The organism is Streptomyces sp. NPDC087420 (assembly GCF_044744165.1).
Lineage (GTDB): Bacteria > Actinomycetota > Actinomycetes > Streptomycetales > Streptomycetaceae > Streptomyces.
On record NZ_JBIUXU010000019.1, the window covers coordinates 111868 to 136219 of the forward strand.

At 74.0% G+C, this 24352-nt stretch carries 20 protein-coding genes; 7 read left to right on the plus strand and 13 right to left on the minus strand.

Annotated features, from left to right (window positions below):
* The first annotated feature begins 119 nt into the window (after positions 1–119).
* Positions 120–749: an alpha-ketoglutarate-dependent dioxygenase AlkB gene (locus tag ACIO1C_RS33015; protein WP_401870676.1), complete on the plus strand. Its 630-nt coding sequence runs from the start codon at positions 120–122 to the stop codon at positions 747–749.
* A gap of 24 nt (positions 750–773) precedes the next feature.
* On the opposite strand, the gene ACIO1C_RS33020 is transcribed toward ACIO1C_RS33015, so the two are convergent.
* From ACIO1C_RS33020 to ACIO1C_RS33040, 5 genes are all read right to left on the minus strand, one after another.
* Positions 774–1490, minus strand: coding sequence for a GntR family transcriptional regulator (locus ACIO1C_RS33020; protein ID WP_401870679.1), 717 nt, complete (start codon positions 1488–1490; stop codon positions 774–776).
* A gap of 88 nt (positions 1491–1578) precedes the next feature.
* Entirely contained in the window at positions 1579–3021 is a 1443-nt protein-coding gene (locus ACIO1C_RS33025) for a purine-cytosine permease family protein (protein ID WP_401870681.1), read from the minus strand.
* 229 nt (positions 3022–3250) lie between these two features.
* Complete coding sequence (locus tag ACIO1C_RS33030; RefSeq protein WP_401870683.1) at positions 3251–3889, minus strand: hypothetical protein; 639 nt, start codon at positions 3887–3889, stop codon at positions 3251–3253.
* Positions 3886–5556 (minus strand): protein kinase, encoded by a 1671-nt coding sequence (locus tag ACIO1C_RS33035; protein WP_401870685.1) that lies wholly within the window; start codon positions 5554–5556, stop codon positions 3886–3888. The genes ACIO1C_RS33030 and ACIO1C_RS33035 overlap by 4 nt, the downstream gene beginning before the upstream one ends.
* A gap of 244 nt (positions 5557–5800) precedes the next feature.
* The gene (locus ACIO1C_RS33040; RefSeq protein ID WP_401870688.1) at positions 5801–6424 is read right to left on the minus strand and encodes a TIGR04222 domain-containing membrane protein; all 624 of its coding nucleotides are present in this window, start codon (positions 6422–6424) and stop codon (positions 5801–5803) included.
* A 246-nt stretch (positions 6425–6670) separates the two neighbouring features.
* Here ACIO1C_RS33040 and ACIO1C_RS33045 point away from each other — a divergent pair, with 246 nt between their 5' ends.
* The 3 genes from ACIO1C_RS33045 (at position 6671) to ACIO1C_RS33055 (ending at position 8767) form a co-directional block, all read left to right on the plus strand.
* A complete protein-coding gene (locus ACIO1C_RS33045; protein ID WP_401870690.1) occupies positions 6671–7279 on the plus strand; it encodes a hypothetical protein in 609 nt (202 codons plus the stop codon).
* 233 nt (positions 7280–7512) lie between these two features.
* The gene (locus tag ACIO1C_RS33050) at positions 7513–8241 is read left to right on the plus strand and encodes an N-acetylmuramoyl-L-alanine amidase (RefSeq protein ID WP_401870693.1); all 729 of its coding nucleotides are present in this window, start codon (positions 7513–7515) and stop codon (positions 8239–8241) included.
* A gap of 127 nt (positions 8242–8368) precedes the next feature.
* On the plus strand, positions 8369–8767 hold the full coding sequence (locus ACIO1C_RS33055; protein ID WP_401870695.1) for a DUF6221 family protein: 399 nt from the start codon (positions 8369–8371) through the stop codon (positions 8765–8767).
* 446 nt (positions 8768–9213) lie between these two features.
* On the opposite strand, the gene ACIO1C_RS33060 is transcribed toward ACIO1C_RS33055, so the two are convergent.
* Positions 9214–9825: a TetR/AcrR family transcriptional regulator gene (locus ACIO1C_RS33060; protein ID WP_401870697.1), complete on the minus strand. Its 612-nt coding sequence runs from the start codon at positions 9823–9825 to the stop codon at positions 9214–9216.
* Positions 9826–9945: 120 nt separating this feature from the next.
* Here ACIO1C_RS33060 and ACIO1C_RS33065 point away from each other — a divergent pair, with 120 nt between their 5' ends.
* Both ACIO1C_RS33065 and ACIO1C_RS33070 read left to right on the plus strand, forming a co-directional pair.
* Positions 9946–10902 (plus strand): oxidoreductase, encoded by a 957-nt coding sequence (locus tag ACIO1C_RS33065; RefSeq protein WP_401870700.1) that lies wholly within the window; start codon positions 9946–9948, stop codon positions 10900–10902.
* A gap of 117 nt (positions 10903–11019) precedes the next feature.
* Complete coding sequence (locus ACIO1C_RS33070) at positions 11020–11520, plus strand: DUF1203 domain-containing protein (protein WP_401870703.1); 501 nt, start codon at positions 11020–11022, stop codon at positions 11518–11520.
* A gap of 139 nt (positions 11521–11659) precedes the next feature.
* On the opposite strand, the gene ACIO1C_RS33075 is transcribed toward ACIO1C_RS33070, so the two are convergent.
* The 7 genes from ACIO1C_RS33075 to ACIO1C_RS33105 form a co-directional block, all read right to left on the minus strand.
* Positions 11660–15556 (minus strand): hypothetical protein, encoded by a 3897-nt coding sequence (locus ACIO1C_RS33075; protein WP_401870706.1) that lies wholly within the window; start codon positions 15554–15556, stop codon positions 11660–11662.
* A 5-nt stretch (positions 15557–15561) separates the two neighbouring features.
* Positions 15562–16893 (minus strand): hypothetical protein, encoded by a 1332-nt coding sequence (locus ACIO1C_RS33080; RefSeq protein WP_401870709.1) that lies wholly within the window; start codon positions 16891–16893, stop codon positions 15562–15564.
* On the minus strand, positions 16890–18074 hold the full coding sequence (locus tag ACIO1C_RS33085) for a hypothetical protein (RefSeq protein WP_401870712.1): 1185 nt from the start codon (positions 18072–18074) through the stop codon (positions 16890–16892). The genes ACIO1C_RS33080 and ACIO1C_RS33085 overlap by 4 nt, the downstream gene beginning before the upstream one ends.
* Before the next feature lie 63 nt (positions 18075–18137).
* Positions 18138–19829, minus strand: a complete 1692-nt coding sequence (locus ACIO1C_RS33090) for a hypothetical protein (RefSeq protein ID WP_401870715.1) — start codon at positions 19827–19829, stop codon at positions 18138–18140.
* Positions 19830–20023: 194 nt separating this feature from the next.
* Positions 20024–20479 (minus strand): hypothetical protein, encoded by a 456-nt coding sequence (locus ACIO1C_RS33095; protein WP_401870717.1) that lies wholly within the window; start codon positions 20477–20479, stop codon positions 20024–20026.
* Positions 20480–20665: 186 nt separating this feature from the next.
* On the minus strand, positions 20666–22228 hold the full coding sequence (gene tap / locus ACIO1C_RS33100) for a telomere-associated protein Tap (RefSeq protein WP_401870720.1): 1563 nt from the start codon (positions 22226–22228) through the stop codon (positions 20666–20668).
* A gap of 64 nt (positions 22229–22292) precedes the next feature.
* On the minus strand, positions 22293–22727 hold the full coding sequence (locus tag ACIO1C_RS33105) for a winged helix-turn-helix transcriptional regulator (RefSeq protein WP_401870723.1): 435 nt from the start codon (positions 22725–22727) through the stop codon (positions 22293–22295).
* Between the two features lie 154 nt (positions 22728–22881).
* Here ACIO1C_RS33105 and ACIO1C_RS33110 point away from each other — a divergent pair, with 154 nt between their 5' ends.
* Positions 22882–24261: an amidohydrolase family protein gene (locus ACIO1C_RS33110; protein ID WP_401870726.1), complete on the plus strand. Its 1380-nt coding sequence runs from the start codon at positions 22882–22884 to the stop codon at positions 24259–24261.
* Positions 24262–24352: the final 91 nt, after the last annotated feature.

Here is a 24352-nt window from a genome sequence, read left to right on the forward strand (position 1 = left end):
GGGCACCGCCGGAGGTCCGGCGCGGCCGTTCCCGCACCGGGTGCGACGCCACCGACACCCTGCGCCACGGGCGTTAAAATAGCTCACACATTCGATTAACCGGGGCTACCCTGGTGCACATGTCCGTACATCTCCAGCCTTCGCTCTTCGACCAGACCGACGGGATACGCCTGGGCCCGCTCGGCGGTCTCCGCCGGACCACGCTGGGCGACGGGGCCTGGATCGATCTCCTCCCCGGCTGGCTGAGCGGCGCGGACACGCTCTTCGGGGAGCTGGTGGCCGGCGTGCCGTGGCAGGCCGAGCGGCGCCGGATGTACGACCGCGAGGTGGCCGTACCGCGCCTGCTGTCGTTCTACCGGGCCGAGGACGCCCTCCCCCACCCCGTCCTGGACCAGGCACGCACGGCCCTGGGCGTCCATTACGCGGCCGAGCTGCGTGAGCCGTTCGCCACGGCGGGGCTCTGTTACTACCGGGACGGCCGGGACAGCGTCGCCTGGCACGGCGACCGGACCGGGCGCGGCTCCACGGAGGACACCATGGTCGCGATCCTCTCGGTCGGTGAGCCGCGCGACCTCACACTGCGGCCGCGCGGGGGCGGCGGCACGACGAGGCGGGTGCCGCTGGGGCACGGCGACCTGATCGTGATGGGCGGCTCGTGCCAGCGGACCTGGGAACACGCGATCCCCAAGACCACACGAGGAGTCGGCCCCCGGATCAGCGTCCAGTTCCGCCCGGAGGGCGTGAGCTGAGTCCCGCAGTCCAGGCCCCGGGCCCTAACCGCCGCCCTGGAATTCGAGCGACATCTGGAAGTGCTCGGGGTCGAGCAGGCTGACGACGTGCTCGACGAAGAAGCCGTCGGACGCGTAGCTGGTGCGCTGGGCGTCCAGGAACCAGTCGCCCGGCTCCCGCCGCAGCAGCTCCGCCTCCCGAGCGTTGATCCGGCGCCCGCCGAGGCGCTGCTCCCCGTGGTCGGGGTGGAGTCCGGCCTGCCGCATGACTTCCGTGAGCGACATCTCGGCGGGTCCCTGCCTCGGCAGCTCCCGTACCCCCGGGACGGGGGGCAGGAAGCTGCGTTCGTACGAGACCACGCAGCCCTCCTCGGTCAGCTCCCGGATCCGGGCGACCCGGACGAAGACCGGGGAATCCACCCCCAGCCGCTCGGCCAGCGCGTCGTCGTTGACCTCCTCGACAGCGATCGTCTGGACCCGGGAGGAGATGCCCTGGGTGGCCAGGGCGTGCGCCCACCCCAGGGGCGTGTCCAGGGGTTGGCCGTCGAAGAGTACGTACGATCCCTTGCCGCTGCGCGTGACGATCAGTCCGGCGTCGCTCAGGTCCGCCAGCGCGGCGCGCACGGTGGTACGGCTCACGCAGAAACGCTGGGCCAGGGCCTTCTCGCCCGGCAGCTGCTCACCGGCTCGCCGTCCACCGCTGCGGATCTCCTTGGCCAGCGCCTCGGAGATCTTCTGATGCTTGAGCCAGATTCCGGTCATGTCGTTTCTCCCGCGACCTTCTCGGGGGTGGTGGGTCCGGGACGTATCGGCGAGGTGATGTCCGGCCCGCGCCCGTCCCGTACGGAACTCATAGGGGCAGCTTGTCCCCGATCGTCGCCGGCCGCCGCTCCTGGGCGCGTACCCGGCCGCGCGCGAGGAGCAGATATCCGGCGAAGCAGAGCACCAGGGCGGCCAGCACGCCCAGGTTGGCGAAGGCCCAGGAGCCGGTCTTGCCGCCCAGGCCGAAGGGGCCGAGCAGGTAGCCCTGCCAGTTGAGCCAACTGGCGGCGGCGTTCGTGACGAGACCCCAGCCGAGCGCGGTGGCGACGACGGTGAGCACCAGGGGCACCCACGCGAAGTCGCCGTAGCGGCCCCGGGGGCGGTACAGGTCGAGGTCGTCGTACGCCCCCCGGCGCAGCAGCAGGTCGGCGAGCATCACCCCGCACCAGGCCGCCACGGGGACGCCGAGGGTGGTCAGGAAGCCGATGAACTGGCCGAGGAAGTTGTCGGCGAAGAAGACGATGTAGACCGATCCCGCGATCATGAGGACGCCGTCGAACAGGGCGGCGAGGTAGCGGGGCACCCGCAGGCCCGCCGAGAGCAGCGCGAGTCCTGAGGAGTAGATGTCCAGCACGGCGCCGCCGACCAGGCCCAGAACGGCGACGATCGCGAAGGGGACCAGGAACCAGGTGGGCAGGATCGTGGTGAGCGCGCCGATGGGGTCGGCGGCGATGGCCGTGTTGAGGCTCTTGGAGGAGCCGGCCAGCAGCAGGCCGAAGACGAGCAGGATCACCGGTGCCACGGAGGCGCCCACGGTCGTCCAGCCGATCACTCCGCGCGTCGAGGAGCGACGGGGCAGGTAGCGGGAGTAGTCGGCGGCGGCGTTGACCCAGCCGAGGCCGAAGCCGGTCAGCAGGAAGACGAGCGCGCCGATGAACTCCTCGGCGGAGCCGCCGGGGAGGCCGCTGACGGTGTGCCAGTGGATGTGGTCGGCGACCAGCCCGATGTACACGAGGGTGAGGACGGCCGTGACCACGGTGATCACGGTCTGGAGCCGCATGATGAGGTCGAAGCCCATCACGCCGCCGACCACGACGAGCGCGCTGATGAGGAGGAGAGCAATGATCTTGGTCTCGGTCCCGCCGCCCCAGCCGAGCCGTCCGAGGACGGTCGCGGTGGCGAGGGTGGCCAGCGAGGTGAGCACGGTCTCCCAGCCGACGGTGAGCACCCAGGAGATGACCGACGGCAGCCGGTTGCCGTGGACCCCGTAGGCGGCGCGGCTGAGGACCATCGTCGGCGCGGAGCCGCGTTTCCCGGCGACCGCGATGAAGCCGCAGAGGAGGAAGGAGACGATGATGCCGACCAGCCCGGCGACCAGGGCCTGCCAGAACGAGATGCCGAAGCCGAGCGCGAAAGCGCCGTAACTGAGCCCGAGAATCGAGACATTGGCCCCGAACCAGGGCCAGAAGAGCTGACGGGGAGTGCCCTTGCGCTCCGCCTCTCCGATCACGTCCAGGCCGTGGGTCTCCACCTGGATCTGTCGTCCTGATCCGGAGCCTGAGCCGGGTTCGGAGCCAGGCCCGGGTCCGCTGTCGAGAGTGCCTGCCATCGCCGACCTGCCTGTCTAGACGTGTTCAGTCGAGAATAGGATGGGTATCTCACGCCGTCAACAAGTCGTCAAGGACAGGTGCAGCCCCCACGCACATGATCGACGGGCGGGCGGGTCTCCCCCACCAGTGATCCCGGGCGGGGGGGGCGGCTCAGCCACAGTGGTACGTGAAACGCGTGGCGGCCGAATGGCGGGTCGGCGCCGTGACACGCAGTTCCGCGTCGGCGCGGTAGTCCCCCCGGCCCCGGAACGTCCACAACAGGTGCAGCTCGGCCTGTTTCTGGCCCCGTGCCAGCTGCTCGCTCAGCAGGCCCGAGGTGGTGCCGTCGCTCCGTATCCACCGGTAGGTCACGGTGCCGGGACGGCCGTCGGTCCGCACCACGCCCACGACGTCCGCCGTCCCGTCGCAGCCGGGGCCGCCCCCGGCGGTGTGCACCGCCACGTCCCGTACGGCCACGGTGGTGCCGTACCGCTGCCAGGCGAGGAAGGCCAGCACGGCGAGCAGGACCACGGCGGCCAGGAGGTAGCGGCGCGGTCCGCGACGGCGGGCCGTACGGGGCGGCGCGGTGTCCGGTCCGGCCGGCCGCCCGTGCCACCGGGCGGCTGTCGTGTCACTCATCCGGTGGGTGCGGTCGAGCGCCGTCACCCCGGGGCCGAAGCGCAGGACGTCGCCCTCCACCCGGTCGGGCGGCACACTGTCCGGTCCTTCGAACCACTGGCTGCCCAGCGCGGTCGCGCTGTACGCCTCGTCGTCGCCGGCCCTGTCGTACGGTTCGCGTGTTCCGGTCATGCGGCGGAGCACCCCCGCCGGGTCTGGATCTGCTGCGAGGAACCGCCGTTCGCGGCGGCCGGATCCGTCGTGGCCCGCACACCCCAGTAGCAGACCTTCGCGTTCTCCGTGAACGTGTGGTCCAGCGCGAGGGTGTAGTGCGTCGCGCCGCTGCGTTCGAAGGTCGTGGAGCCGTCCGGTGTGCCCAACTCCCCCTTGGCGGTGCCCGCGAACCAGGTGACGACAACACTCACGGGACCGGCGCCGTCCGTGGCGATGTCGAGGGTGGCGGTGGCACCGGAGGTACTGACCTGCCGTAGGTCCGAGACGGTGACGGAGGTGACCGTGACCGGGGGCGTGGGGGGCGGGGAAACCAGGGGGTCGCCGGAGGGTTTGCCCGACGGCTTCCCGGACGGCGGGGGTTCGGCCGGGGCTGTGGTGTCGGTGGCGCCGGGGGTCGGCTCGGAGATGTCGGGGGTGGGCGCACCGGGCTCGGCGGTAGTTCCGCCGGACGGATCAGGTGAGGCGCTGTCGGACGGGAGCGGGCTCCCGGAGCCGGAGGGGCCCGCGGAGGAGGTGGGCGACCCGCCGCCGGACGGGCCGGTGACGGACGGCAGCGCGCTGGTGGTGGCGACGGACTGCGCCGTGGTCCGCCGGGGCGCGTCCCCGGTGGCGCCCGCCGCGACGGCGACCACCACCGCGACCACCAGGGCGGCCACACCGGTCAGCACGGCCTTGATGCCGGGGCGTAGGTGACGCCCGGCCCCGGCGGCGCCCAGCGCGGTGGTGGCCAGCGCCGTGGTGCCGGAGGCCTCCCCCGCCGCGGACGGCAGCAGCAGGGGCAGCAGCGCGGCCAGCGCCGCGAGCCTGCCACGGCCCCGCTCCTCCCAGTCGGGTCCGTAGGCCGCCCCGGCGATCTCCTCCAGCTCCGCCACGAAGGCCTCGGCGTCCTCGGGGCGGTCCCCCGGGTCCTTCGCGAGCCCGCGCCGGATCAGCGGACGCACCGCCTCCGGGGCCTCCTCCTCGGGGATGGGCGCTTCGATGTGCTGGAGCGCCAGTTCGGCGAAGTTCTCACCCCGGAACGGCTTGCGGCCGGTGAGGCATTCGTAGAAGGTCGCGGTCGCCGCGTACACGTCGGCGGCGGGCGAGGCCGGTTCCCCGTTCCACTGCTCGGGGGCCATGTACGAGGGGGTCCCGGCGACGCCCGGGATCGTACCCCGGTCCGCGGCGATGCCGAAGTCGACCAGCTTGGACGAGCCGTCGGCCGCGACGAGGACGTTCTCCGGCTTGTAGTCGCGGTGCACGACACCGCCCCGGTGTGCGGCGGCCAGCCCGAGCAGCGAGCCCTTGAGGACCGTGAGCGCCGCCTCGGGGCCGGTGGGTCCCTCGCGCAGCAGCAGGGCGCGCAGGGCGACACCGTCCACGAGTTCCATCACGATGGCCGCGCCCGGCGGCGCTTCGACGTATTCGTACAGTCCGACGACGTACGGCGAGTCGAGCGCCCCGAGCAGGCGTGCCTCCGCCCGGAACCTCTGGACGAAGCCGCCGTCCGTGCGCAGGCTCTCGCTGAGGTACTTGACCGCGACGGGCACGCCGGTGCCGTCGTGCACGGCGAGGACGACGCGTCCGCTGCCGCCGGAGCCCAGCTCCCGGGACTCGGTGTACCCGGGGACCGTCCACGCGTTCACCGGACTCCCCCGGTGGTACGGCGGTTCCGCCCATGCCTGCTGATCATCGTGTCCCCCGCCTGACAACCGCCCCCGTGGCGACCGTCGTTGTCCGCCTCTGTGCCGGGGCCGTACCTCCACGACCCCGGCACGGCGGCCCGTGTCCCGTCCCCCTCGCAGACACGATTCGGTCGCGGCCGGTTCCCGCGAGGGCGCGGCCACGGACCGGTGGTCCCACTCCGCGGCCCCGGCCGGCAGGCCGGGCTCAGTAGTCCCCGCCCCCGCCTCCCCCACAGCTGTGCCCCCCGTCGGAGCCCCCGCCGGAGTCGCCGTGCCCGTGGGAGTCCGAGTCGCGGTCGAGGGCCTTCGCCATCCGCAGCAGGGTCTTGCCGAGGCCGGACGGCAGGGTCGCGGCCGTGACCGTGGCGCGGAACCGCGCGTCGGGAAGCGCGGCGGGGCCGTCGAAGACGTACGCCGGGAGTGTCCCCTCGCGCCGGGCGGACTCCAGGTGGCGGCGCCCGGTGCGGGTGAGGCCGTGCCGCCGGGTGAGCAGACCGTACGAGACCAGCCGGTCCCCGATCCTCTCCGTCACGGGGTCCCTGGCCACGCCCGCGAGCACGGCGGCCAGGCCCCTCCCGCGCGGGCACAGCGCGATCAGCGCCTCCTCGACGGGATGGCCGGCCGGGTCGGCCGGCGCCCCCGCCTCGTCCGGCCTGGCCCGTACCCGTGAGCCGAGCACACGGACCAGGCCCCGGTCCCGCAGCCCGGCCAGGGCGGTCTCGGCCACCCGCCTCGGGCCGCCCGCGAGATGGGCGATGTCGTACGGATCCAGTGCCGGTACCGCTGCCGGTACCGCTCCCGGAACACGCCGTCGGAATATGGCCGCCATGGAAGATCCCCCGTTCGTCCAGGTGGTGTCCTGACTCCAGTGTCGTCCCGGCCCGCGCCTCCGACACCGCCCCGGCCCGGTCTCAGAGGAAGACTTGAGCTTCCCCGCCCCGCGGCCCGCCCCGCAGGCCACGATCCGGTCGGCGTTGTGTTCCGGACCGGTAACCAACTGAGGAATCAAGGGGGTTGTTCACGTGTGAGGATTAGACGCTCCGGCAGAGACGGAGCACGCACCACGAGGAGATCCATGTTGTTCCGCAAGCGCACAGGGACGATCGCGGCGACGGCCGCCATAGGCGCGATGCTGCTGACGGCGTGCGGCGCCGGTTCGGGCGGGACCTCGGACGGCGCCGCGGCCGCCGGCCGGGCCCTGCTCGGAGACCTGAGCTTCCTGTCGGGCACCGCGAAGGAGAACCACGCTCCGGCGAAGACGGGCGACTGGGCGAACGTGCCCGGCACGCCGGTCGTGTCGGAGGTGGCGAAGAAGTGGGTGCAGCTGACCGCCGTCACGACGGGGAGCCCGGACTCGAACGTCGTCAACGGAGCCGGATTCACGCTGTACCGCTTCGACAAGGACGGGGCGAGCCCCTCGAAGTCGAACTGCGACGACACCTGCACCGACACCTGGCCGCCGGTGCTCATCGCCCCGAAGGGGAAGATCTTCGTCGACGGCGTCAAGGAGTCCGACGTCGGTGTGGTGAAGCGGGCGGACGGGAGCCTCCAGGTGACCCTGTCGGGACAGCCGGTCTACCGGTACAGCGAGGACATGGAGCCCGGGGACGTCGAGGGGTACGGGGTGGACGGCACCTGGTTCAGCGTCACGCCGGACGGCATGGCGGGGGTCGAGGCGAACTGACCGCCCGCGTCCCCCGCCCGCGTCCCCGCCCGGGCCTCCGCCCGGGCCTCCGCCGCCGGTCGTCCCGTACCTGGGCAGGGTGGCGGGGCGTCGGGACGTCGGGTGCCCGGGCCGGGCGCCGGGGCGCCGGGTAGCCCGTCGGGGGCCGGTGGTGGCGGCCGTACGGGCCCTTCCCTCACCCGACCGGGCGCGTCCCGCTTGGCGGTACGGGCCCGGGGGTCCAGGTTGGGGGGATGTGGCCCCGCAAGATCAGGCAGGGGTTGGCGCTTCTGCCGCTGGCACTGGTGGTGACGTGCGACGCTCCGGAGAGCAAAACACCGGAGCCACGGCACCCCCATGTCCAGGTCGGGCCGGCGGCGCCCCGGCCGGCCATCATCGGGCGGTCGGTGTGGCACGCGGACGAGAAGGCCGTACGTGAGAAGCCCGCGTACACCGGGGCGGTGGAGATGGTGTTCCTCCATCACACCAATCATTCCAACAGCTACGACTGCCGTGCGGACGTGCCCGGGATGCTGCGCTCCATGCAGGAGCACCACATCCAGGACATGGGGTGGAACGACCTGGGCTACAACTTCGTCGTCGACCGCTGCGGGAACATCTACGAGGGACGCGCCGGCGGCGTGGACCGGCCGGTGCGCGGGGCCCACGCGAAGGGGTTCAACGGCCGGACCCTGGGGATCGCGGCGCTCGGCCACTTCGGGAGCGGCCAGGAGGTGCCGCCCGCGATGCTGAAGTCGATCGCCGCCGTCGCGGCGTGGAAGCTGCCGCGCGGAGTGGACCCCGAGGGGCGGGTGCGGATGGTGTCCAACAACGACGGGAGCCGCTTCCCGAAGGGAAAGCCCGCCGAGCTGAGGGTGATCTCCGGTCACCGGGACGAGTACGAGACCCAGTGTCCCGGCGAGGCGCTCTACCAGCAGCTCCCCCATCTGCGGGAGATGGTGGCGCGGCTGCGGAAGAAGTGACCCGCGTGGTGGGGTGGCCGACGGGGTGACCGCTCCGTCCGGCCGTGCGGGCGGTACCTCCGCACCCGGCGGTGACGATACTCTTTTCCCTGCGATCCGGACTCGACCGCAAGGGACCGACAGCCTGATGACCGAGCACAACGCGGACCTCGTGGCCTTTGTACGCGCGCGCCTCGACGACGAGGAGCGGCTGGCCGAGGCGGCGGGAGGCGCCGGCTGGCGCACCCCCCAGGAGTCGCCGGGCGAGGTGCACGACAGCCTCGGGGCGATCACGTTCAGCGTCCGGACGCGGGGCTTCGACCAGCACATCGCCCGCCAGGACCCGGCGCGGACACTCCGGCGCGTCGGATCGAGCCGCGTCCTGCTCGACCAGTACGTCCCCCTGGCAGCCCTGGACGTCGACTCCCCCGCGTCCGACTTCCCGTCGGGGCGTGCGGTCGGCCTCGGCTTCGCCGTACGCCAGTTGGCGGCGGAACACGCCGACCACCCGGACTACCGGGCGAGTTGGCTGCCGCGTTTCACCTAGGGCTTGTCGTTCGGATCTCCGAGGCGGAGAGTGCGGTGGGTGATGACGCCGCGGCTCCCTTCGGGTAGTGGCGGCGAGGATGCGGTCGGACAGGAACGGGCCCAGGCGCGTGATCAGGGCGGCGTCCCGGCCGGCGGTGTAGCGGGTGCGCGGTCGGCGGGCCGTCACGGCCTTCGTGATGACCCGGGCGGCGGCGTCGGCGGTCAGGCCCGACGCGGCCGTCGTCGCGGACGTCGTCGGGGGGCGCGACACACGGGGCACTACGGCGCCCTGCTGCTCAGCAGCGCCCATGGCATCGCGGACATGGAGCTGAGCGGTCACCTCGACACCGAGCAGTTGCGTACCACGGCGGACGCGCTCGTCGACACCCTCGTCCGCCTGGTCGCGAACGCCGGGGGAACGGCATAGCCGTGGACGTGCCGCCGGCTGTCATCGCGAGGGCCGGACTACGTCTCCTGGCGGAGGTGCCGGCCGGCGAGGGCGCGGGCCGTGCGGGCGGCTTGTTCCTCGACGGACGAGCGGGTGTTCCAGAGGCCCGGCAGCATGTCCTGCTGCTGGAAGAGGGCCAGACCGTGGGCTGCCGCGGCGACCTGGACCAGCAGCTCGAACGCCTGGTCCGCGTCGGGGGCGATCCGGCCGGTGACGGGCATCAGGTCGTCGTGCAACGCGCCACCCGCCCGGGCCAGTTCGGGGTGCCGGCTCTTGTCGAGGCCGGCCAGGAACGTGATGTCGAACAGGGCGCGCTCCTCGACGGCGAACCGTACGTAGGCGACCGCGAAGGCCGCAAGCTGCTCCGTCGGGTCCGTGTGCGCGGCCAGCGCGGCGCGGTAGCGGCGCCGCTGCTCCTGGTAGCCCTTCACGGCCAGTGAGGCCAGCAGGGCCTCCCGGTCGGCGAAGTGCTTGTACGGCGCGGACACGCTCACCCCGGCCTTCCGGCAGGCCTCGGCGAGGGTGAATCCGTGCGGGCCGCGCTCGCCGACCAGGGCGAGGGCGGCCTCCTCCAGCGCGTTGCGCAGATCGCCGTGATGCGTGCCGGTGGGGCGCCGTTTGACTGCCATGCCGTGAAGGTTAACACTATTCACCAGTAGGTGAATGGCATTCACCATCGGGGGGAGGCGGCCGGGCCCCCGATGCCCGCGTCGCGCCGCCGAGCCCCCGTACGACATGTGGAGGAACCGATGACCCGACCGAAGCCCGCGCGCTGGACGGCCCGCGACATCCCCGATCAGAGCGGCCGCACGGCCGTGATCACGGGCGCCAACACCGGCATCGGCCTGGAGACGGCCAAAGCTCTCGCCCTGCGCGGGGCGGCGGTGGTCCTGGCGGTTCGGGACCCCGACAAGGGCAAACACGCGGCGGAGGAGATCGCCCTCGTCGCGCCGGCGGCGCGGGTCCGCGTACAGAAGCTCGACCTGGGTTCGCTCGCCTCGGTCCGCGCCGCGGCCGGGGAACTGCGGGGCACCTGCGACCGGATCGACATGCTGATCAACAACGCGGGGGTGATGTACTCCCCGCGCCTGTCGACCCCGGACGGCTACGAGCTCCAGTTCGGCACCAACCACCTGGGGCACTTCGCCCTGACCGGCCTGCTCCTGGACCTGCTGCCCGCCTCCCCCGCCTCCCGCGTGGTCACGGTCAGCAGCGCGGGCCACCGCATGGGCGGCCCGATCGATCTCGGCGATCTCGACTGGCGGGCCCGCCCCTACGACCGGACGGCCGCGTACGGGCACTCCAAGCTGGCCAACCTGATGTTCACCTACGAACTCCACCGCAGACTGCCCGCGACCGGACCGCTCGCCGTCGCCGCCCATCCCGGCGGCGCCGACACCACCGGCTCCCGGACCGCGATGTCCCACTCCTCGCCCCTGACCCGCGCGGCCTTCGCGGTGATCCGGCCGCTGCTCCTCCAGTCGCCCGAGATGGGGGCGCTGCCCGTGCTCCGCGCGGCGACCGATCCGGACGTACGGGGAGGCGAGTACTACGGCCCCCGTGGATTCCAGCAGAGCAAGGGCCACCCCGAGGTGGTCCGCTCCAGCCCGCAGTCCTACGACGTGTCGCTCCAGCACCGCCTGTGGACCCTCTCCGAGGACATGACCGGCATCGCGTTTCCCGCAGAGCGCCGGGCCCTGCCCTGAGGACGATCACCGGCCGCTCGGGGCCCCGTGGGCCGGCTCCCACAGGACAACCGGCCCCAAAACGTCACGGCGGATTCCCGCCAGCCCCGCACCCGCCGTTACGCCACGCTGAACGGCATGACCAGCGTCTACCAGCCTCAGCCCATCACCCCCACCGCCCTCAAGGAGCTCCGCGTCCGCGACGACGCCGGGCGTCCGGCACACCCGTACGCGGACACGGAGGGCGACCATCCGCTTCGCTGCTGCCTGCGGCCCAGCGCCGTGGGCGACCGGATCGCCCTCGTCTCGTACGCCCCGCTGCGCCGCTGGGCGGCGGAGACGGGTGCGGAACCCGGGGCCTACGACGAGCAGGGCCCGGTCTTCATCCACGCGGAGGACTGCGGCGGCCCCGCGCCGGACGCCGGCCATCCGTGGGCCCGCCCCGGTGCTCTGCGCGCCTTCCGCCGCTACGACAGCCGGGGTCACATCATCGGCGGCCGCATGGTGGAACTGCCCGAGGACGCCGAAACGGCCTTCGACCAGGCGTTCACGGAGGCGTTCGCGGACCCGGAGACCGCGCAGGTCCACGTGCGGGCGGTTGAATACGGTTGCTACCACTTCCGCGTGGACCGCCCGTGACGGGCCTGGACGACGGACCGTGACTTCGCCCTGCCGCCCCGGAGTTCGCAGCGGATCATGCCCGCGGACGACAGGCTGAAGAGCACGTCCCCGCCGGGGTGGCGGTGGAAGGCGGCATCCGCCTGCCCGGGGCCGAGCGTCATTCCGGGCAGGCCGGGTGCCAGGTGGCGCCGGGGGCGCGCGCTCGGAGTTCCGCCCGGGTGAGCCCTCCCCCGGTCACCGCGCAGGCGGCGGTCTCGGGATCGGCCGCGGTTGTCACCGCCTCCCTGACGTCCCGTACGACGAAGCCCGAGTAGCCCAGCAGGAGGCGGCCGGGTGGAAGTGCGAACGCCCGCGGGACCTCGCCGAAGGCGTCCGTCCCCAGGGCAACCGGCTCCATCTCCGCCCGCACATACCACGTGGTGAACGTCTTGGGCCCCGAGGTGACCGCGAGCGCGCCCCAGGGTCCTTCCGCGAGCACCTTTATGTCCCCGGCCCCCTGGGGCAGGGGGAGGTCGGCGACCGCCTCGGCCTTGCCGGAGCCGGTCAGCCGCCAGCCGAGGCGTCCGGCGCGCAGGATGCCGCCGTCCTCGCTGAACAGGAGCGGGCCCCGTTCGGCAGGGGCGCCGATGGTCTGGGTCACGCGGGCCTCCACCGGACCCGACACGTCCCATACAGCCAGCTCCGTACCGCCGGCGTCCACCACGAGTGTCCGCCCGTCGGGAGAGAGGGCCGCGTCGCCCTGCGCGTCGGAGCCGGACGTGAACGCGGCATCGGGCAGGGTGCGGGGCGCGGACTCCGGCTCCGCGTCCTCGTACTCCTCCGGCCAGGCTCCGTCACCGGGGATCGCCCCGGGGGTCCACCCGCCGGACACGCTCGCCGCGGGCTCCTCCCCGTCGCCGGGGATGTCGTCCATGCCCCCGTCCGGCGGCGACGCCTCCGTCGGTGCCTCCGTCGGTGCCGGTGTACCGCCCGTCAGCCGCTGGGCCGGTGCCGCGTGGTCGCCGTCGCCGTCGACCCGCCAGACGAGCGCCTCGGCCGAGCCCGCGCGGACCGCCACCACCGTGGTGCCCTTCAGGCCGACCAGCAGGGAGGTCAGGCCCCCGGTCGCGTGGCCGCTCCCGTCCCCGGAGGGGCCGCCGGCACCCACCGAGATGTCCTGGGGCAGGGGGAACTCAGCCTTCAACCGACGCGGATGTGCTCGGTCCTTGATGTCCCACAGGGTGAGCTCACCCGCCCGCAGCACGGCGAGACGGGTGGCGTCCCGGTCGATGCCGAGCAGGTCGGCGGGATCCGGGAAGGTGGTGAGGCGCTTGAAGGGCGGTCCGGACGCCGTGTCGAGGAGGACCGTCTCCAGTTCCCCCCTCGTCGTGCCGGCGATGCGCTGGGACACGGCGAGGACGGAGGCCCGTGCGGCGAATGCGGCCGATTCGTAGCTCTGGAGCGGGTCCGCGGAATCGGCGTCGGCATGGTCGCCGACGTACCAGAGCCGCAACGTGCCGTTGGCAGCCGGGGCCGCCAGTCGGTTGCCGTCGGGTGTGAAGGCGAGCCGCGCCCCGTGTTCGGCGTCCCCGCTCTGCGCCGTTCCGGTCGTCGTACGCAAGATGGTCTGACTGCCGAGCAGGATCGCCCCGGTGTCGTCCAACGCGACGGCCCCTCCGCGGGGACCGGTCACCACCTGGCTCGCCCCGCGCAGGCTCGCTTCCTTCCGGTACCCGTCGCCGCCCTGCTCCGGTCCGATGCTCCAGACGTCGATGAACTGGTTGCCCGCCGCCATCACGTTCGGGCGTGTGGTCGCGGTGTACAGGGCGGAGTCCAGGCGGGTGTCGAAGGCAACATCGGAGGTGGGGTTGAGCTGTCCGGACGGATTGATCGTGACGACCGCCGGGAGCCCCGCGGCGCGGGTGTCGTGCAACCGGGTCCGCCGGCCGTCGGTGACCGCTACCCGGTTGCCGGAACGGTTGACCGAGAGGTCGACGACGTGGGTGTCGGACGTGGCCGGGTACGCGGCCAACTGCCCGGTCGCACGGGGCTCGCCCGGGTTCCCCACGTCGTACACGGTGAGGGCCTCGGGCGAGGCGGAGCCACCGCTGCCCGGCGGGCCGAGCGGTCCGAGGGTGGCCAGGGTGCGGCTGTCGCCGCCGACGGCGGCCTGGAGCACCTGGCCGTCGCCGGGCAGCGCGGCGAGCTTCCGCGGGTGGGCGGGGTCCTCGAAGCCCCACAGTTCGGCCCGGTGGTCGGCGGTGCCGATGAGCACCGCCCCGCCGGCGGGGTTCATCGGCAGCAGGACCGGCGGCAGCCGGCGCTGCGGCTCGCGCCCCTTCCCGCCTGCCGGTACGGGCAGGCTCGCCACCGTGGTGCGCTTCGCCGCGTCCCGGACGGTGATCCGGTCCCCGTCCCGGGTCAGCAGCGTGCGGCCGCCGTTCGTCCAGGCCACCGCCGTCGGACCCGGGGTGCCCGGCACGGCCGGTACCTCGCCCCGGTAGCGGGTCTCCAGCAGGATGCGCACGAGGCTGTTGCGCGAGGCCTCGTTCGGGCTCATCCGGTGCGCCGAAAGCGCCAGGCGCAGGGCGAGGGCCGGATCGGAGTCCTGGACGCCGGTGGCGTCGTTGAGCAGCGTCCGCGCCTGCTTCTGGCGCTTCTCCTCCTCGGCGTTGCCCGCCTGGACCCACGCGGCGGCGCCGAAGAAGATGACCAGAGGCGTCAGGACGCTCAGCACATATATGCCTATGTGCCTGCGGCTGAGGCTACGGGCCTTGCGCGCGGCCTTCGCCACATCCGGCACGGCGGCGATCTGCGGCCGTCCCGTGCGCAGTTCGTCGGCCGCGCCGCGGGCCTCGCGCCCGTCCACCTCTGCGACGACAACCACGCCGAGGCCGTGTGCGGCGGCCAGTTTGGCGCGGAATCCGGCGACGGAGACCAGCTCCCCCTCGTCCGTCACGTCCGCCGTGACGGAATTCTTCGGCTGGACCCTCGTGACGAGGAGGTAGCGGCGCCCGAGGGCGGCGGCCCACCGTCCGGGCTCTCCCAGGCGCAGGGCCGGCTGGCGAACACGGGCCGTCTCGGCGAGAAGCACGCCGAAGGCCGCCCCGAGCGACGGCCCTGTGATCCGGAAGAGCGACGGGTGCCCCGCCAATCCACCCCTGTCCGCGAGCTCGAATCCCTGCACCGACCACAGCACGGTCCCTGACACCTTCTGCCCGGCCGCGTTCCAGGCCCGCGCCATGGCCGCGGTGAACGTGCCGTCGGTGGTGAACAGCGGCATCGTCCCGGGGTCCGGCACGAGTCCCCGGGGCCCGCCCGGCAGCAGGATCAGGGTGAGCCGTGCGGCCGCGCCGACACCCCGGTAGTCGAACAGGACCCGGACGGCCACCGGGGGGCGGGGCCGGCCCGGGAGCCTGCCCAGTGCCAGGCGGCACAGCGCCATGGCCACGGCCAGGACCGGGCCGGTGCCGGCGGTGTCCCCCGCCGCGGCCACGAGCCGTTCCAGTGCGCGCCGCAGGCGTTCGTCGCCGTGGGAGAGCCCGGCCGGGGTCCAGGAGCCGGCCGGGAGGTCCGGGGTGGATCCCGCGTTCCGGTACCAGCTGAGGGCAGCCGCCAGCCGTCCCTCGTCGAGCTGGGGGTCCACCAGGTCCAACGCGAGAGCGGCCTGCACCCGTGCCGGGTCGAGGAGGATCTGGGTCCTCGCCGGGTCGAACACCGCCAGACCGGAGGCCCGGCGCAGATCCTCCGTCAGTGAGGGGTCGAGCCTGAGTTCACTCCTCTCCGTCGTGGCATGGCCGTGTGCGAAGTCGGCCTTCCTGGCCAGACCGTCGTGGAACGCGCTGTCCTCTCCGGTGTGGAGGAGGTGCAGCGCGGCCAGGTCGTCCCGTTCCACCAGGCGGGAGAGCCAGGCGACGAGCGCCCCATGGTCCTTGGACAGTTCTTCGCACAGGTCCCCCGTCTCGGGGCCGAAGAGGAACTCGCGGTTGAGGGCGGTGTCCAGGGCTTCGAGCACCCTCTTGCGGCCCCTGCCGCGACCGACGGCGGCCGCGGCCATGTCCTTCAGTGCCGTCATCCCGTTCAACCCCCTTCCATGGCGCGCCGTACGGGATGCCCGTCGGGGAGCCGTTCGAGCAGTCCGCGCCAGCGGCGCCGGTCGGACTCACGTACCTGGCAGGCCAGCGTCCTGCGGACAGCCTCCGGGTCCAGGGACGGGAGGTCCGCCGGCCCGAGGGGCGGACCTGCCTGGTCGGCGGTGATGTCGGGTTCGGTCGTGGCGGTCATCTCCAGGTCGCCCGCGAGGCGGTCCGCGAGGGACCTGAGCAGGACGTACACCTCGTGGCCCTCGGCCGCGCCGGTGACCTGCACGGGCAGCAGCAGGACCTCGTCGTACGCGCGGGCCAGCAGGTCCGTGGTGGCGGGGTCCAGGGGCGCGGTGACCGTGACGTAGAGACGGCCGGTGGAGCGGACGTTCAGGGTGAGGGTGAACGGGGCCCGCCGCACCGTGTCCTCGGAGCCGGTGGATCCGGCGTCGGCGGCCGGCGCGAACCGGTTCCTCACGGAGGCGGCCCTGCCGTAGGCGAGCGTCCGCCAGGCGATCGCCCGCCCGTCCGGTTCCGGCGGTGCGTACGGCGTCGGGAAGGCTCCGGCGAGCCGGTCCGCCGCCAGTGCGGCCGTCGCGTGCAGGAAGGCGTCGTCGCGGCCGACGGCGTCCAGCAGCAACCGCAGCCGCTCGCGGGTGGTCTGCGGGACGCGGCCGGTGGCGGCCCCGGCAAGGCGCGCGCACAGCGCCGTCGTGGCGACCCTGCGGAGCCGCGGATCGCCTGAGCTCAGGGCGAAGGCGAGTTGTTCCAGCGCGGCGGTGAACCGGGATCCGGCGGGGGCGAAATAGTGGTGCAGCCGTACGGGGTCCGGTACGGGCGGCCCGCCGGAGGCCAGGGCCGCGGTCACCTGGTCCGCGAGCCGGTCCACGCGTTCCCACGGCAGCACGTGGAAGCATTCCGGTCCGGGCCTGCCCTCGGCCGCGAGGCGGTCCAGCAGGCTGTAGCGCAGCCCCGGGTCGGCGTCGTGCAGCCGGGCCTCCTCGTCCGGTTCCAGCCGGTGGGCCGGCCAGCGGCGTTCGATCGCGGCGACGGCCCCGGCCGTGGCCGGCTCGGCGGGCAGCGGCCGGCCGAAGTCGTCGAGTTCCAGGACGGCCTCGCCCGTGGCGGGCTCGGTCAGGCCGAGGCCGTGGCCGCCGTCCGCGAGCGGCAGCGCGCAGCGCTCCCAGCCCGTGGAGAAGCGCGCCATGTGCCGGGCGTCGGCACGCTCGTCGCCGTCGTTGACGGGGCCGTGGGCGGCCCAGAGGGGCCCGGGCCGGGCGGTGCGGGCGGCCTGGACCCAGACGGTCAGGGGCCGGTGTGCCGCGGTCATCGCCGCACCTCCTCGGTGAGCCGGTCCACCAGGGCCACGGCGGCGGGCCCGAGCAGCTCGGCGACGTACACGGCCCGTGGCCGGCCCGCGTCGGGGACAGCGGCGCGCCAGGAGTACCGCAGGGCCCGCCAGTCCTGTTCGGTGAGCCGGCCGGGCAGGTCGGCGGGGAGGTTCGCGGCCCACTCCAGCAGCCGGGTGACGTCCGCGTCGGGGTGGCGGACGGCGAACTTGAGGAACCGGAGCAGCACCCCGGCGCGGCGCCCGAGGGCCCGTTCGGCGTTGTGGCTGGCCAGGATGCGCGGCCGGGCCTTCAGGTGGGCGATGCCCTCGCCGGTGGGGTCCGCCAGGATGCTCTTGCCGTGGTCGTAGTAGAGGCTGTTGATGGTGAGGTCGCGGGAGGCGACGTCGTCGGTGAGGCTGCCGCCGTAGGCCGGGAAGAGGAAGTCCGTCACCGCGAGGGCCTTGTACTCCAGGATGCGGGGGCCGCCCTGCTCCGGCCGGGACAGGTGGACGACGAGGCTGGGGCTGATCCTCGGGCGGTAGTCGCCGAGTCCCGTGCCGGCCTTCTGGTCCATCATCTCTTGGAGCAGTTCCGCGGGCGGCAGGGTCCCGGCGAAGTCCAGGTCGTTGGGCCGGGCTTCGGGGCCCAGGTCCACCAGGTCCCGGACTGCGCCCCCGATCAGCCAGAAGGCGTGCTCGCGGGCCGGTACCCGGTTCATCAGCAGGCGGACGAAGGCGCCTTCGGCGCCGGTCTCGTCCAGGCAGCGGTCCACCGCGTCCCCGATGCCCGGTGCCAGCTCCTCGGCCGGACCGAAGACTTCCCCTGGGCCGGGGCCGGGGCCGGGGCCGAGGCCGAGGCCGAGGCCGGAGCCGGAGCCGGAGCCCGAGCCGACCGCCGCTGCGGGCGCCTTCTGCGGCTGCGGTCCGGCGGGTTCGATGCGCAGATCCGGCCGTCCCGGGCCGTCCTCGGGGGGCTCGGGCGCCTCCCGGTCGGCCTCCCGCAGCAGCACCTCCCTGCGCGTGCTGGTCAGTGTCATCCCCAACAGCGATTCGCCGTCGGCCAGGTCGCCGCGCAAGGGCGTGCCGTCCTGCGCGCGCGGGTACAACTCCGCAAGGCTCTGAGCGCCGGTCGTCGTGCCGATAGCGCCAGTAGTGCCGATAGTGCCGGTAGTGCCGGTCATCGTGCCGTTCTCCTCGGGCAAGGTCCCTCCCTCGTTCCGCCCTGCCTGCTCTGCCACTCCGCCTCAGCTCCGCGACAGGGACCTGCCCAGCCCCAGCCCCACCGCCGATGCCAGCACCCACCCGATCCCGACCAGCGCGTAGCCGAACCACGCGAGGGACCCCGTGGGTTGGTAGGCGGTCTCCTGCCCCAGGTTCACCAGAGGCAGGAGGAGGTCCAGTGTGTAGGCCGCCGCGTGGAAGCGCGGGGCTTTCTCCGGTTCCAGCGCGGTGGGGGGCACCGCCCCGAACACAACGGTGCCGAGAGCGACCAGGGCGGCCAGCCAGCCCAGGGCCCGCCACGGCCGGAAGCCGTAGCCGACCGTCGCCTGGAGCACGCCCTCCCACCACCGGGCCGGACCGGACAGCGCGGCCCGGTGGCGGCGCTGGGCGGCGTAGCGGACCTTGCGCGCGTCCAGCGGACGCCCCAGGGCCGTGTAGTGCTGCGCGAGTTGCTCGTACGGCTGGGCGGCGGCCTCGGCGGACCGGTCGCGGGCCAGCCAGCGCAGCCGCTCGCCGGCGGGCAGGACGGGGTGCAGCGCCCGGTAGGACAGCCCGGCGAGCCCCGCCCGGGCGGGCCAGTGGGCCGGGCCGTCGAGCAGGACGCCCACCGCGCCCTGGTCCAGCTTCAGCTCGTCCGCCCGGTCGACGCGCAGGTCCAGGGTGTCGCGGACGTGGATCCCCTCGGCCGTCACGGTGCCGCGCGTGACGGTCAGGCCGCGCAGGCACACGTCGGACGCCGAGAGCCGGTCCAGGCTGAGCGCGGTCAGCGCGCCCGGGTGGCCGATGCGGGCACCCGAGAGGTCGAGGCGGGTTCTCAGTTCGGCGCCGGTCAGGCGGACCTCGCCGCTCGCCGTGAACGGCGCCGTGCACCACAGAGCCCCGCGTACGGTGGCGCCCGACGCCCCGAGGGCGATGCCGCCGGGGTGGCTGAGCCGGGCGCCGGTGAACCGTACGCTGCCCGCGACGTCCGCGTTGAACATCCGAAGCCCGCCCTCGACGACGAGCTTGCGGGCCAGCAGCCGGTCGCCGAGCACCGCCCGGTCCAGGGTGAGCGCGTCGCCGCCCGGGGCGCGGATCTCGGCGTCGTCCAGCCGTACCGGCCCGGCCACCCGTACACCCGCCAGGTACACCGCCCCGGCCGCCACCGTCCCCGAGAGGTCGAGGGCTCCGGCGACGGCCAGGCCCTCGGCGGCCAGCGCCCGCCCGTCGGGCCCCGGGCCCAGAGTGCTGCCGGTCAGCACCACGTCGGTCTCGGCCCTGGCCCGTTCCAGCCGCACCCCCGCGGGGATGGTGCACCGTCGCAGCTCCAGCGGGCCCTGTACCCGTATCCGGTCGGCGTCGACGGCCGGCACCCGGCAGCCCGTGAGGGCCAGGCCGGGCAGGACGGCGTCGGTGCACACGAGCGGCTCGTCGAACTCGCAGTCCTCGAAGCGGATCCGGAGGATCTCCGGGGCCACTCCGCCCCCCGTCAGGTCGAGTCGTCCGACCACGCGCGCGCCGCACAGCCACAGGGCGGGCGTGGCCCGTCCCGCGGGCGCCGCCGGCCCCCGTACCCCGCGCAGGAGCGCGGCGAGCGCGGCGGCCCGCACGGTACGGGCCGCCGCGGTCGTCTCCCCCCTCAGGTCGGCCCGCGCCCCCGCGGCGAAGGCCTGCTCCAGCACGGTCTCCGCCGGATACGGGTCCCGCGAAGTCCGGGCCGCGGGAAGGGTGTTCATGTGTAGGCTCCCATCGGAACGGAGGACGGCGCAGGCGGGTGCGGCCGGATGACGAGTGCACCACCGCTCCGTCGCAGTCGTGTCGCACGGGAGGGGCGGGCCCACCGCATGGCCGGAACGCGGAGCGCGGACGGGCGGGCTACGGCCGCCGCCACCGCGGAGCTGCTGCGCGGGCTGCTGACCGGGCGCGCGGCCTACCGGGCCCGCTGGGAGCGGGAACTGCGCCGCTCGCCGGGCCCGTTGAGCGCCTCGGCGGTGGCGCGCGTCCTGGCCCTGCACCTGTGGGACAGCGGTGAGCGCCCCGACACGGAGCGGGATCTGGCGCGGCGGCTGAAGGACCGGGTGCACCGGGCGCTGGGCGGGGAGTTCCTCAGCCGGGAGACGCTGGAGTGGTTCATCGCCGCCTTCAGGATGAACGGTTCCGACGCGATGGCGCTGCGCACGCGGTGGTCGGGGGCGGAGCCGCCGGCGGGCCCGGCCGGGCCCGCGGTGCCGGGGGCAGGGGCGGGCGGCGGTGCGGTGACCGGCACACTGCGGATGCCGCAGTACCTGCCGGTCCGCCAGCGCCACCGGACGGTGTCGGTGTTCGAGCGGCATCGCATCGGCCGTGACGGCGCCCCGGAACGCCACCGCACCACGCGGGCGGTCATGGCCTGCGAGGACGGGGTTTCCTCGTTCCCCTGCCGGCTGCCACCCGGCGCCGTCGGCGTGACGGTGCTGCGCGGGGCCCGCGTCGGTGACCGCCTGGACCTGCCGGGGAGCACGCCGGTCGTGGAACTGGCCTTCCCCGCACCACTGGAGACCGGCCAGATCGCCTCCCTGGAGTACGAGCTGGTCTACGCCCCGCTCCGGGAGCCGGTGACCGAGTACCGCAGGGTCGCGCACGCCCGGGCCGACAACGTCGACCTGGTCGTCGAGTTCCCGCCGTCCCGGCGGCCCGCCCGCGTCTGGTGGACGGTCTGGGACCACCACCGGGACGGCACGGTCCTCGGTGAAACGCCGGTCGCCCCGGAGAGGTCGACCAGCCAGGAGCCGGGCAGCTTCTTGTCGAAGGCCGGGTCTGTCACGTGGACCGCCGGGCCCGTGCCGACCACCAGCCGGTTCGCGGCGGCGGCGAACGCCATGTTGACGTCGATGCCGACCGCGTACGGCTTCGCGCACTCCTCGTCGGTCAGCAGCTCGGGGTCACGGATCCAGTCGTACGCCTCCTCGTCCAGCACCTCGGCCGAAGTGCGCTGGTGGGTACGGGGGTACAGCGCGGCGGCCACGGGGTGTTCGTCGGGTGCCTCGGGGGGCGCCGGGTCGACGGCGGCGGTGAGCGAGCCGGGCACCGGCCCGGAGACCCAGGCGCCGGTCTCGTCCTGCACCGCCCTGGTCGGGGGCCGCAGCGCGGTCATCAGCTCCAGGCCGGAGACGGCGGTGGAGCCGCGGGGGGTGAGGACCAACGTGGCGTAGGAGCCCAGCACATGGGCTAGGTCGGCGGGAGAGAGTTCACCGGCGTTGCCCCAGGCGCGTTGGTCGAGCGCGCCCCAGGGCACCACCGCGAGCTGCACACACTGGCGCCGGCCGTCCCGCGCGGGCCGGTAGATCCGTGCCCACGGGCCGAAGCCGCGTTGGGTCAACTGCCACTTGGCGCGGGCGAGCCGCTTGAGGACGGGGTGGCCGTCCGGCAGGCGCAGGGCGCGCCGGTCGGCCAACTCGGCGGGCAGGCCCAGGCGTTCCGCGGCTCCCTCGGTGAGCACGATCAGCGGGTCGGCGTCCTTGCCGTTGCGGTGCAGGCGGGGGGCGCCCAGCCTGGCCTCCGCGAGGGTCCAGGTGACGAGGGAGACCACGTCGCCGGCCGGGCAGTCCAGGACGGTGCCACCGGCGCAGTACGCGTTCCCCTCGCCGTCCAGGACCGCCAGGGGGCCGTTGGCGAAGCGGGGGTCGGCGGAGGCTGGGGGCGAGGTGGGGGCGGTGGAGATGGTGGAGGTGGTGGAGGTGGTGGAGGCGCGTGCGGGGACGGGGCGCCGGTGGGGCGGCCGGCTCACGGGGGGCGCCGGCTCGGCCGCGCGAGGCGGCGGGGGCGGGGCGGGGGCGGGGACCGGAGCCTGCTCGGGCGGCGGTGGCGCCGTGGGCGGCGTGGGCGACTGCTCGGCCGGCGCCGGGTGGCGGGCGGCGAGGCCCTCCAGCAGGCGGATGTAGGCGGCCCGCTTCGGCGCGCGCGGTTCGGTGCGGCCCGCCTCCCAGGCGGTCACGGCCTCGCGGCGCACGTCCAGCGCCCTCGCGACCTGCTCCTGGCTCAGTCCTGCCGCCTTCCGCAGGCGCTTGCGCTCCTCCGCCTCGGGCAGTCCGTCCTGCGCGGCCACCTGCTCCAACAGCGCGTCGACCGAAGCGAAAAGCTCGTCCTGCTGCGACACAGCAGTCACCTCCGCCCCGCACCCTATCCGAAGCGCTCATCACAACGCACATGAAACACACCGGTCAGGACGGGTCGTCAGCCTCCCGCGCCCCGCGCGTGTCCGTCACGGCCTCCGCACCCGTGTCCGCGCCCGCCCCCGCGTCGTACGCGGCACGAGAAGCCTCGATGCCCGCCAGGTTCTCCTCGGTCCAGTCCACGACCCGATAGAGGATCGCGTGCAGTCCGCGGCCGCGCTCCGTCAGCGCGTACTCGACCCGGGGCGGGACGGTCGGGTGCACCGTACGGCTCACCAGTCCGTCCCGTTCGAGCCGGCGCAAGGTGGCGCTCAGCATGCGCTGGGTGATCCCGTCGGTGAGGCGGCGCAGCTCGTTGAACCGCCGGGGAGCGCCGTCGAGGCGGCAGATGACGATCACCGACCACTTGTCGCCGATCCTCTGGAGCACGTCCCGCAGCAGGGCCCCCTGATCGGTGCGCGGCACGTACGCGGTGTCCGTCATGAGGTTCCCTCCGGGATACCAGGGCAGTCGAAACTGCCTTCTTGCGGGCTCCTGGGCGCCGTCCGATGCTGGACGGAGACGGTATCCACCGTATACCTAGTGGCCCACCGGGAGCCGATCGTGCCCGCCGCGGGCCGGTGAGGGCGAGTGCGCTGTGTCCGAGGTTCCTGGCAACGATCTGCTCATCCGTGGGGGCCACGTGGTGACGTACGACCCGGTGATCGGCGATCTCCCCCAGGGGGACGTGCTGGTACGGGACGGACGGATCGCCGAGGTCGGTCCCGGCCTCGCGGGCCGGGCGCCGGGCGCGCGGGTCGTGGACGCCCGGGGGCGTCTGGTGATCCCCGGCCTGGTCGACACCCACCGCCATGTGTGGCAGGGCGCGCTCGGCGGTCACACCGGGCGGGTCTCGCTCATGGGCTACTCGAACGCGGTGCTCGGCGGACTGGCGCCGCACTACACACCCGACGACCTGTACGCGGGCACCCTGTGGGGCGCCCTCCAGGCGCTCGACGCGGGGATCACGACGATCGCCGACTGGTCGCACAACCTGACCACGCCCGCGCACGCCGACGCGAACGTGCGGGGGCTGCGCGACGCCGGGATCCGGGCGCTGTTCCTGTACGGCGGCCCGGGAGAGCACGGTCCCGGGTTCTTCGGCCTGCCCGCGCCCGCGCACCCCGACGACGCCCGGCGCGTACAGGCCGAGCACTTCCCGTACGGAGCGGGCGGGCGGCTGCGCATGGGGCTGGCGCTGCGGGGGCCCGCGTTCACCACGCGCGAGGCCACCGAGCGGGACTTCGCCTTCGCCCGGGAGCTGGGCCTGCCGGTCTCCGTGCATGTGGGCATGGCGGGCTTCCCCGGTTCGGTGTCGGTGCTGGACGAGCTGGGGCTGCTGGGCCCGGACGTCAACCATGTCCACGGCAACCAGTTGAGCGAGCGCGAGTTCGACCTGGTCGCGGCCAGCGGCGGCTCTCTCTCGGTCACTCCGTCCGTGGACATGCTGATGGCGCTGGGGACGTATCCGGCGACCGGGGAGGCGCTCTCGCGGGGCATCCCGCTCGGGCTGGGCGTCGACACGACAACCGGCACCGGTACCGACCTGTTCAGCGAGATGCGGATCGCGCTGGCCGCCGAGCGCTCGCGCGCCAACGCCGGTGCGGTGGGCCGGGGCGAGTCGGTCGCCGAGGTGGCGCTGGACCAGCGCGACCTGCTGCGGACGGCCACGCTCGGCGGGGCGCGCGTATGGCACCTGGACGACGAGATCGGCAGCCTCACCCCCGGCAAGCGGGCGGACATCACCGTGGTGGACCTGCGCGCCCCGCATCTCGACGGGTACGGCGACCCGGTGACGACCGTCGTCATGGGGGCGGGTCCCGCGGATGTCGAGACGGTGGTCGTGGGCGGGGAGATCGTGAAGGCGGGCGGCGCCCTGGTCCCCGCCGTGGCGGACCGGGCCCGCGACCTGATGCACGCGTCACGCGGGCGCCTGCGGACCCTGACGGCTGACGCCCGGGAGCACACCGCGTCCTAGGGGTCGTCTTCAAAGGTCATATCCAGAGGAAGATGGAGGCGATGGTGACGGTGGCTTGGTACGACTCGCGGGTTTTGTCGTAGCGGGTGGC